The sequence below is a fragment of the uncultured Maricaulis sp. genome (assembly GCF_947259345.1).
Classification (GTDB): Bacteria; Pseudomonadota; Alphaproteobacteria; order Caulobacterales; family Maricaulaceae; genus Maricaulis.
Genome location: NZ_CAMYLS010000024.1, coordinates 94,333 through 101,409, shown reverse-complemented (window position 1 = coordinate 101,409; position 7,077 = coordinate 94,333). Strand labels below are relative to the sequence as shown.

Annotated in this window: 8 protein-coding genes and 1 pseudogene; 1 reads left to right on the top strand and 8 read right to left on the bottom strand. The window is 60.8% G+C overall.

The features are described from left to right. From Q0X62_RS11360 to yaaA, 7 genes and pseudogenes are all read right to left on the bottom strand, one after another. Positions 1-229, bottom strand: a pseudogene (locus Q0X62_RS11360) (efflux transporter periplasmic adaptor subunit); the annotation flags it as partial. 89 nt (positions 230-318) lie between these two features. Next, positions 319-786: a TIGR02301 family protein gene (locus Q0X62_RS11355; protein WP_297735647.1), complete on the bottom strand. Its 468-nt coding sequence runs from the start codon at positions 784-786 to the stop codon at positions 319-321. A gap of 8 nt (positions 787-794) precedes the next feature. Further along, the gene (locus Q0X62_RS11350; RefSeq protein WP_297735643.1) at positions 795-1,262 is read right to left on the bottom strand and encodes an NUDIX hydrolase; all 468 of its coding nucleotides are present in this window, start codon (positions 1,260-1,262) and stop codon (positions 795-797) included. Then, a complete protein-coding gene (locus Q0X62_RS11345; protein WP_297735640.1) occupies positions 1,259-1,648 on the bottom strand; it encodes a VOC family protein in 390 nt (129 codons plus the stop codon). Before Q0X62_RS11345 ends, Q0X62_RS11350 begins: the two co-directional genes overlap by 4 nt. Continuing rightward, positions 1,645-2,445, bottom strand: coding sequence for a 3-hydroxybutyrate dehydrogenase (locus tag Q0X62_RS11340; RefSeq protein WP_297735637.1), 801 nt, complete (start codon positions 2,443-2,445; stop codon positions 1,645-1,647). Before Q0X62_RS11340 ends, Q0X62_RS11345 begins: the two co-directional genes overlap by 4 nt. Positions 2,446-2,963: 518 nt before the next feature. Next, positions 2,964-3,479, bottom strand: a complete 516-nt coding sequence (locus Q0X62_RS11335; RefSeq protein WP_297735634.1) for a hypothetical protein — start codon at positions 3,477-3,479, stop codon at positions 2,964-2,966. Between the two features lie 2 nt (positions 3,480-3,481). Then, complete coding sequence (gene yaaA, locus Q0X62_RS11330; protein WP_297735631.1) at positions 3,482-4,273, bottom strand: peroxide stress protein YaaA; 792 nt, start codon at positions 4,271-4,273, stop codon at positions 3,482-3,484. Positions 4,274-4,763: 490 nt separating this feature from the next. On the opposite strand from yaaA, the gene Q0X62_RS11325 reads away from it, so the two are divergent. Then, on the top strand, positions 4,764-5,399 hold the full coding sequence (locus Q0X62_RS11325; RefSeq protein WP_297735628.1) for a hypothetical protein: 636 nt from the start codon (positions 4,764-4,766) through the stop codon (positions 5,397-5,399). Positions 5,400-5,619: 220 nt separating this feature from the next. Here Q0X62_RS11325 and Q0X62_RS11320 read toward each other — a convergent pair whose 3' ends face one another. Next, positions 5,620-7,059 (bottom strand): FAD-binding oxidoreductase, encoded by a 1,440-nt coding sequence (locus Q0X62_RS11320; RefSeq protein ID WP_297735625.1) that lies wholly within the window; start codon positions 7,057-7,059, stop codon positions 5,620-5,622. Between the last annotated feature and the right edge of the window lie 18 nt (positions 7,060-7,077).

Genomic DNA, 7,077 nt, shown 5'->3' with positions numbered 1-7,077 from the left:
TCGCGTCTTCGGCCGGCGCTTCGCTGGCCGGCGCCGGGGCCTCGACGGCGGCGACCGGCTGCGGCGCCGGGGCGGCATTGCGGGTAAGAAACCAGGTCCCGCCGGCCGAGAGTGCGGAAAAGATGATGACGATGATGATCAAGACCGGAATGGAGATTCCGCCCGGGGCGCTCTCGGCCTCACGATCAATGCTCAATGATTCCAGTTGTGACCGGCGATCCGACATCATGCCCCCTCTTGCATATGCTCGCACATCCTAAGCACGAGTTCATGACAATGGGAACGGGACTGGTCGGAGATAAGTCCCCCTGTCGGCGCTCAGTCGAAATAGGCCGCGCGCATCATCTCCGACAAATCCCGGCCACGATGGGCAAGCGAGCGGCGTTCGGCCTCGGCTTCCAGGCCGCAGCGTGTGCGATAGCGTTGCTGGGCCCGATAGCCGTCATTGAAGCTCGAGATCAGCCGGTCGCGCCAGCGCCGGTCATCGGCCGCTTCCATGGCCAGGAGCTCGACCATCTGTTCGCGCCATTCCTGGTCATCCGGGCCTTCACAGGCGAAAGCCAAATAGTGCAGCTCGCCGAGCGTATAGGCGAGGAAGGGCAGGGTGCGTTCGAGGTCCAGCTCTTCGCGGATTTCCGGACTGATCGCGTCGTCCTGCACGGTCTCGACGTGGCGCTCCGCCGCCGCGTTGACCGGGTCCGGGCGCGGGAAATTGCGCGGCTTCTGGGCCAGGGTCGAAGCCGTCACGAGGGCGAACAGGACAAGCAGACATAAGAGCGCGCGCATGGCGGGCATCATCGCACAGATTGTGGCGTGCTCAAGGCGGCGACGATCTTGCGGGCCCGCCCGATCACATCGCGGGTGCGGTCCCATTTGGTGCGCTGGATGGCCTCGTCAAAGGGGAAGAAGGCGGCTTCGGTGACGTCATCCGCCGCGACCGGTTCGCCGCCGGTCCACACGCCGGCAAAATCGACCAGCAGATAATGCCAGTCGCCCGGCTGTCCCGCTTCGCGCAGGCCGATACTGTCGATGACATCGATCAGGCCGACAATGCGTGCCGTTGTCCCGGTCTCCTCGGCCAGTTCGCGCAGGGCTGCCTCGGCAGCGGTCTCGCCATATTCGATCTTGCCGCCGGGCAGGGACCACTGGCCTTCATAGGGCGGCTTGCCACGCTTGATCAGCAGGACGTCATCGCCGCGAAACACGACCATGCCGGCGCCGGGCACGGGCTGACGGCGCGGCTCATCCATTCTGTCCGTCATGCGTCCGGATCGTTGGCGGCCTGCGGGTCGTATTTGCCATTGGGCGACCAGATCGCCAGCTCATTGCCGCTGGGGTCGGTGAAATGGAAGCGGCGCCCGCCGGGGAAGTCCTCGCGACTGGTGATGGTCCCCCCGGCGATTTCCACCCGCGATTCTGCAGCCAAAATGTCCTTGGCCTTGAGAATGATCAGGCAGCCAGTCTCGAACGCCTTGTCCTCGAGGCGCAGCCCGCCATCTAGGCCGGCATTTTCGAAGGCGGCGTAGGTCGGCCCGAAATCAATGAAATCCCAGCCGAACGCCTTGCGATAGAAGGCCTTGGCGGCCGCCATGTCGGTGACCGGTATCTCGTTATAGTCAATCTTGAGAATGGCTTCGTTATCGTTCACTTCGCCGTCCATCCGCCGTCTACGCTGATCCAGGATCCGTTCATATTGGCCCCGGCGTCGGAGACAAGATAGAGCAAAGCACCGGCGAGCTGCTCATAGGTGACAAATTTCTTGGTCGGCTGGGCTGCCAGCATGACATCGCGCACGACCTCATCCTCGCTGATCCCGCGCGCCTTTGCCGTGTCTGCGATCTGGTTTTCCACCAGTGGCGTCTTCACATAGCCCGGGCAGATCGCATTGCAGGTGATGCCATCCTCGGCCAGTTCCAGACCCAGCGTCTTGGTGAAACCCATCACCCCATGCTTGGCCGCGACATAGGCCGATTTGAACGGCGAGGCGACGAGACCGTGGGCCGAGGCCAGATTGACGATCCGGCCCTTTCCCTGGCGTTTCATGATCGGGATCGCGGCCTTGGCGGCGTGGAAGACCGAGGTCAGATTGATGGCGATGATGGCGTCCCATTTTTGGGCCGGGAAGTCCTCGACCGGCGAGACATGCTGGATGCCAGCATTGGACAGCAATATGTCCAGCCGCCCGAATTCACGCTCCGCCGACGCGACCATGTCGGCAATCTCGTCCGGCTTGAGCATATTGGCGGGATGGTAGCGCACCTCGACACCATGGTCGCTGGCCAGCCGCGCCCGCAGGGTCTCGATCTCTTGCGGCTCGCCCAACCCGTTCAGGATGATGTGACAGCCATTCTGAGCCAACGCCTCGGCCATCGCCGCCCCAATCCCGCTCGTCGAGCCGGTAATGATGGACACCTGGCCGGTGAGATCGGTACGAATTCCAGACATGAACCACCCTTCAAGTTTGCGCTCGCCGCAAGAGACGGGAAGGCAGCGGGGAGGTCAAGGGTATGCTGCTTAGCGCTGGCCCATGGGAAGGCGCTCTCCATCCACCGTCATCCCACGGTCGCGGCGCCGCGGCGATCCGGGGACCTCAGCGCTGGGGGCGCCAGGCGAAGCGGGGAAGCTGCTGAGCGTAAGCTCCGTCGGCCAGTCGAGGTCCCCCGGATGCCCGCTCACCGTGGGATGACGGCGTGTTAGGTGGTGAGATCTACTAGAGCACGTATTGATTGCATTTTGTGTTAGAATGAAAACGCCGGCCACCAGGGCCGGCGCAATCCAAGGAGGGAGCAATGTTTCGGTTTCCGAAATGCTGCCTCGTCCTCTGGGTGAGGAGAAGGCGGATCGGCGGGTGGACCCTGTTGATCCGGCTCTCTATCGCCTAAAGGGCGGCCAAAGGGGGTGGGTCAGATCCACCTCCTGCGGCCCTTGGAGCCTAACACAATGCAGGCGTGCAGGGAACAGGATTAGGGATGGTTGCTGTCTTCAGGATTGGCAGTGTCTTCCAGGCGGACCAGGAATGGGGCGTAATCCTCGGAGCCGGCCGTGATGGAAATTTCGAACTCTGCCCGCTCGCCAGGAACGCAGTGAGGCGCTTCCGATCCGCCCAACCGCCAGAAGGTCGACTGGAAATGAGCCCGATCGATCATTGGCGGGCCGTCGTCAAAACCAGCAAAAATGTAAACGTACTCACGTGAATAGGCATCATTTGCGCGCGCTTTGGCAATGGATTGTGCTTGGCATGCCGGGCTCTCGTCGCTGCAGTCATCCAAAAAGCTGAAAGTGCAAACGAAGCGAGGTTCTTTTTCGTAGAGGCTTGCAGCCGGGACATGGAGTACAGCGGCGTCGGACCCCGCCAGCGCGTCTGAAAATAGCTGGAAGTGGTATTCACCGTTGTCTTTCCAGGAGTCGCTCGAGCTTGGCGCGCAAGCCCCGGCTATGGTTGCTGCGATGACGACGATCGGCGCAAGCGAGACTTGCATCCCTAAGCCGCCTTCTTTCCCGCCGCAGCCGGCTGAGGTCGCGTGAACAGCAGATCGCCCTCGCTCGATCCCTCCGCTTCGAAGCGGTAGCCGCCGAGGTCGAACTTCACCAGGTCGGCCGGGTCGGTGATGCGGTTTTCGATGGCCCAGCGGGCCATCATGCCGCGGGCCTTCTTGGCGAAGACCATGAGAGCGCGCAGCTGGCCGTCTTTTTCTTCCTTGAAGGTGGCGGTGATGATCCGGCCCTTGATGGTCTTCCTGTCGACCGCCTTGAAATACTCATTGGAGGCCAGGTTGAGGATGACCGGCTCGGCCGCATTGGCCTGCAGGCTGTTGAGCTCCTTCGCGATCCGGTCGCCCCAGAAATCATACAGGCTCTCACCGCGCCGCGTGTGCAGCTTGCGGCCCATTTCCAGGCGGTAGGGGTGAATGGCGTCGAGCGGTTTCAGCGCGCCATACATGCCGGAGAGAATGCGCAAATGGCTTTGCGCCCAGTCGAGATCTTCGGCCGACATGGTGTGCGCCTCAAGCCCGCGATAGACCTCGCCATTGAAGGCGAAGGCCGCCTGTTTCACGCCCGGCTGATCGGCGTCGAAGGCCTGGAAACGCTCCCGATTGAGGCGGGCGAGATCATCATTGATCTTCATCATCGCCTTGATCTTGGGCGCGGTGAGCTGGCGCGTCGTCTTGGACAGGATCCGCGTCTCGTCGATCAGGTCCGGCGTGGTCGTCGGCAGGTCACGATCGACCGGATCGAAATTCATGTTCTTGGCGGGCGAGAGCAGAATCAGCATGGGCAATCTCCTTGTCCTCGAGGATAGGGATCGCAGCGCCCGCTTTCCAGACATGGACGCGGCTTGTCGGCGTGAAATGATTTATGGCCGCGATAGTAGAGGCCAGCTATGAGGGGGCGCTATACCCATGAGGCCGACGACAACACAGTTTAGTGATAGGGTTAGACTCTCGAAACAAGCGAGGGGCCGGAGGGACTGATGTCAGGGCTGTCGTCGAATTGGATCGCCGGGGCGAGCTGAGAGACGCGGTTAAGCAGCAAAGAGAAATGGAACGTGTTCAGCGTGAGTGAGCGGAGTGGCGCTTATGTTGCCAGAGATACTTCAAGGCGTACCGATTGTCTGCGAATGCAGTCTAGCGTGGGACTTTGACGCGGCGAGTGTTGCTAATTGGTGCCGAGATGCGTGCTTCGCGCATCCTGCTTCCGTTGTGTTTGAGGATAATACCGTAAGAACGGTCGCAGCGAGCGGGTCGAGGGATGATCTAGGTTCTGTGGCCGATCTCATTTCGGCAGCTTCAGCGGTTGTTTCTGTTTTCGTAAGTGTTCTTGCGGTCGTGCTGCTCTATTTGACACTAAAGGAAACTCGCGCCGCCGTAGAGAAAGCGGCAGATGCGAATGCGGTCGCCGACAAGGCAATAGAAACACAAAAATCTCTCACGAAAATTCAGCATCGAGGCATACTGCAGCTAAAAGAGTCGAAATTTCTATTTGCCGATGGAAAGGTGAGGGGCAAATATATTGTATCAAATGATGGCATTGGGTTGATAAAAAAGTGGAATGCTAGATTTCAATTTTTATTTGCCAAAAGCGGCATGGCCATTGGCGATGCGATAGAGTCTGATCCTAAATTTTCTTCGTTTATTGGTGGCTCTTTGTCGGCTGGAGCACGCGTTCCTTCCCGCGAAGTCGAAGTTGCTCCTTGCGATTATCCGTCATTCGAAGAATTTGGAGACAAATTTACGATAATCTGCATTGCGGCGTTTGAGTATGAAGATATTTTTGACGAAAAATATTCAGATTCCTTCATGCTTATCGCCAATTTAGAAAAAAGTTCTAGTGATTGGGTTTTGTCTCTTGTTATGTCTCAGGATGGATTGCTTGAGGTTGGCTCTAATAGAATGAAATAGTGTTTGTATTTGCCATTTTTATAGTGGGGGTTTTGAATTGTTGAGAGCTTAAGAAGCTGGGGCAGAGGCAATCGTTCCCCCCGGGCGCCTAGTGCAAACCAACCCATAGACAGCGTGCGGAGAGGCCGTGTGCTGGCTGAAAAGCGGTCTATGGACAGCCCTGCGCAGGCGCGCCGACGTGATACGCGCCTGGCGGGTGGGGGCAGTCTCGCATCCGCCGCTACAGCAAAACCCGCGGATTCATGATCCCCTTGGGGTCGAGCGCGGCCTTGATGGCCCGCATCACCGCGACATCGACCGGTTTGCGGCTGGCCAGTTCGGCGCGCTTCAATATGCCAATCCCGTGCTCGGCCGAGATCGAGCCACCGAAGGTGTCCACCAGATCATAGACCAGACGCGAGAGCGGGGCGGCCTGGGCGATGAAGTCATCATCGGCCCCGGCCTCGCGGGCGGCGACGTTGAAATGGACATTGCCGTCGCCGACATGGCCGAAGGCGACGACCAGGGCGCCGGGAAATTCGGCTTCCACGGCGGCTGTGGCCTGGCGCATGAAGGCCGGCATTTTCGAGACCGGGATGGAGATGTCGTGCTTGACCGCCTTGCCATGCGCCCGCTCCGCCTCGGCGATGGTCTCGCGCAGACGCCAGAAGTCCTGGATCTGGCTGTCATTTTCGGCGATGGCCGCGTCGCTGATCAGCCCGGCCTCAAAGCCCTGACCCAGCGCGTCTTCCAGCGTCTCGCGGGCGCCGTCGGCGCGGCCGAAACTCATCTCACAGACCACATACCAGGCGTGTTCACCGGCCAGCGGGTCGCGGGTGCCGGGGACGTGTTCCAGCACCATCTCCAACGCCATGCGTGGCATGATCTCGAAGGCTGTGACCGAACCGCCGGAGACCTGTTTGGCGAGGCCGAGGAATTTGACCGCGTCGTCGACACTGTCGAGGCCGCAAAAAGCGACTTCCATGCGCGAGGGTCGCGGGAAGAGCTTCAGGGTCGCGGCGGTGATGATGCCCAGCGTGCCCTCGGCGCCGATCAGCAATTGCTTGAGATCATAGCCGGTATTGTCCTTGCGCAGGCCGGTGAGGCCAGACCAGATCGTGCCGTCGGGCAGGACGGCTTCCAGGCCGAGCACCAGCTCGCGGGTCATGCCATAGCGCAGGACGTGCACGCCGCCCGCATTGGTCGAGATCAGTCCGCCAATCATCGCCGAGCCTTGTGAGCCGAGCGAGAGCGGGAAGAGGCGATTATTGTCGGCGGCGAGGGTTTGCAGATTCTCCAGCACGCAGCCGGCCTCGACCGTCATCGAGTCATTATCGACATCGATCTCGCGGATTGCCGTCATGCGCTTGAGCGTCAGCAGGACTTCGCCCATGGGCGTGGCCGCGCCGCACAGCGAGGTATTGCCGCCCTGGGGCGTGATCGCGACACCGGCCTCGTGGCACAGGCGGACACAGGCCGCGACCTCTTCGGTATTGGCCGGCTTGAGCAGGATCGGGGTCGAGCCCTGATAGCGACCGCGCCAGTCGGCGACATGCGGCGCCAGTTCATGGCTGTCTTGCGACCAACCCTTCGGTCCGAGCACTTGTTTGAGCTGGTCGAGCAGGGCGGTCGGAAGGGGCGTGGCGGTCAGGGTGTCGGCGGGCGTGTCGGTCACGGTCATGGCAGGGTCCGGTCGGGC

Excerpts from the sequence above, each read along its gene's own strand:
- Q0X62_RS11355 (WP_297735647.1), bottom strand. The coding sequence starts at position 786 with ATGCGCGCGCTCTTATGTCTGCTTGTCCTGTTCGCCCTCGTGACGGCT.
- Q0X62_RS11350 (WP_297735643.1), bottom strand. The coding sequence starts at position 1,262 with ATGACGGACAGAATGGATGAGCCGCGCCGTCAGCCCGTGCCCGGCGCC.
- Q0X62_RS11340 (WP_297735637.1), bottom strand. The coding sequence starts at position 2,445 with ATGTCTGGAATTCGTACCGATCTCACCGGCCAGGTGTCCATCATTACC.
- Q0X62_RS11335 (WP_297735634.1), bottom strand. The coding sequence starts at position 3,479 with ATGCAAGTCTCGCTTGCGCCGATCGTCGTCATCGCAGCAACCATAGCC.
- yaaA (WP_297735631.1), bottom strand. The coding sequence starts at position 4,273 with ATGCTGATTCTGCTCTCGCCCGCCAAGAACATGAATTTCGATCCGGTC.
- Q0X62_RS11320 (WP_297735625.1), bottom strand. The coding sequence starts at position 7,059 with ATGACCGTGACCGACACGCCCGCCGACACCCTGACCGCCACGCCCCTT.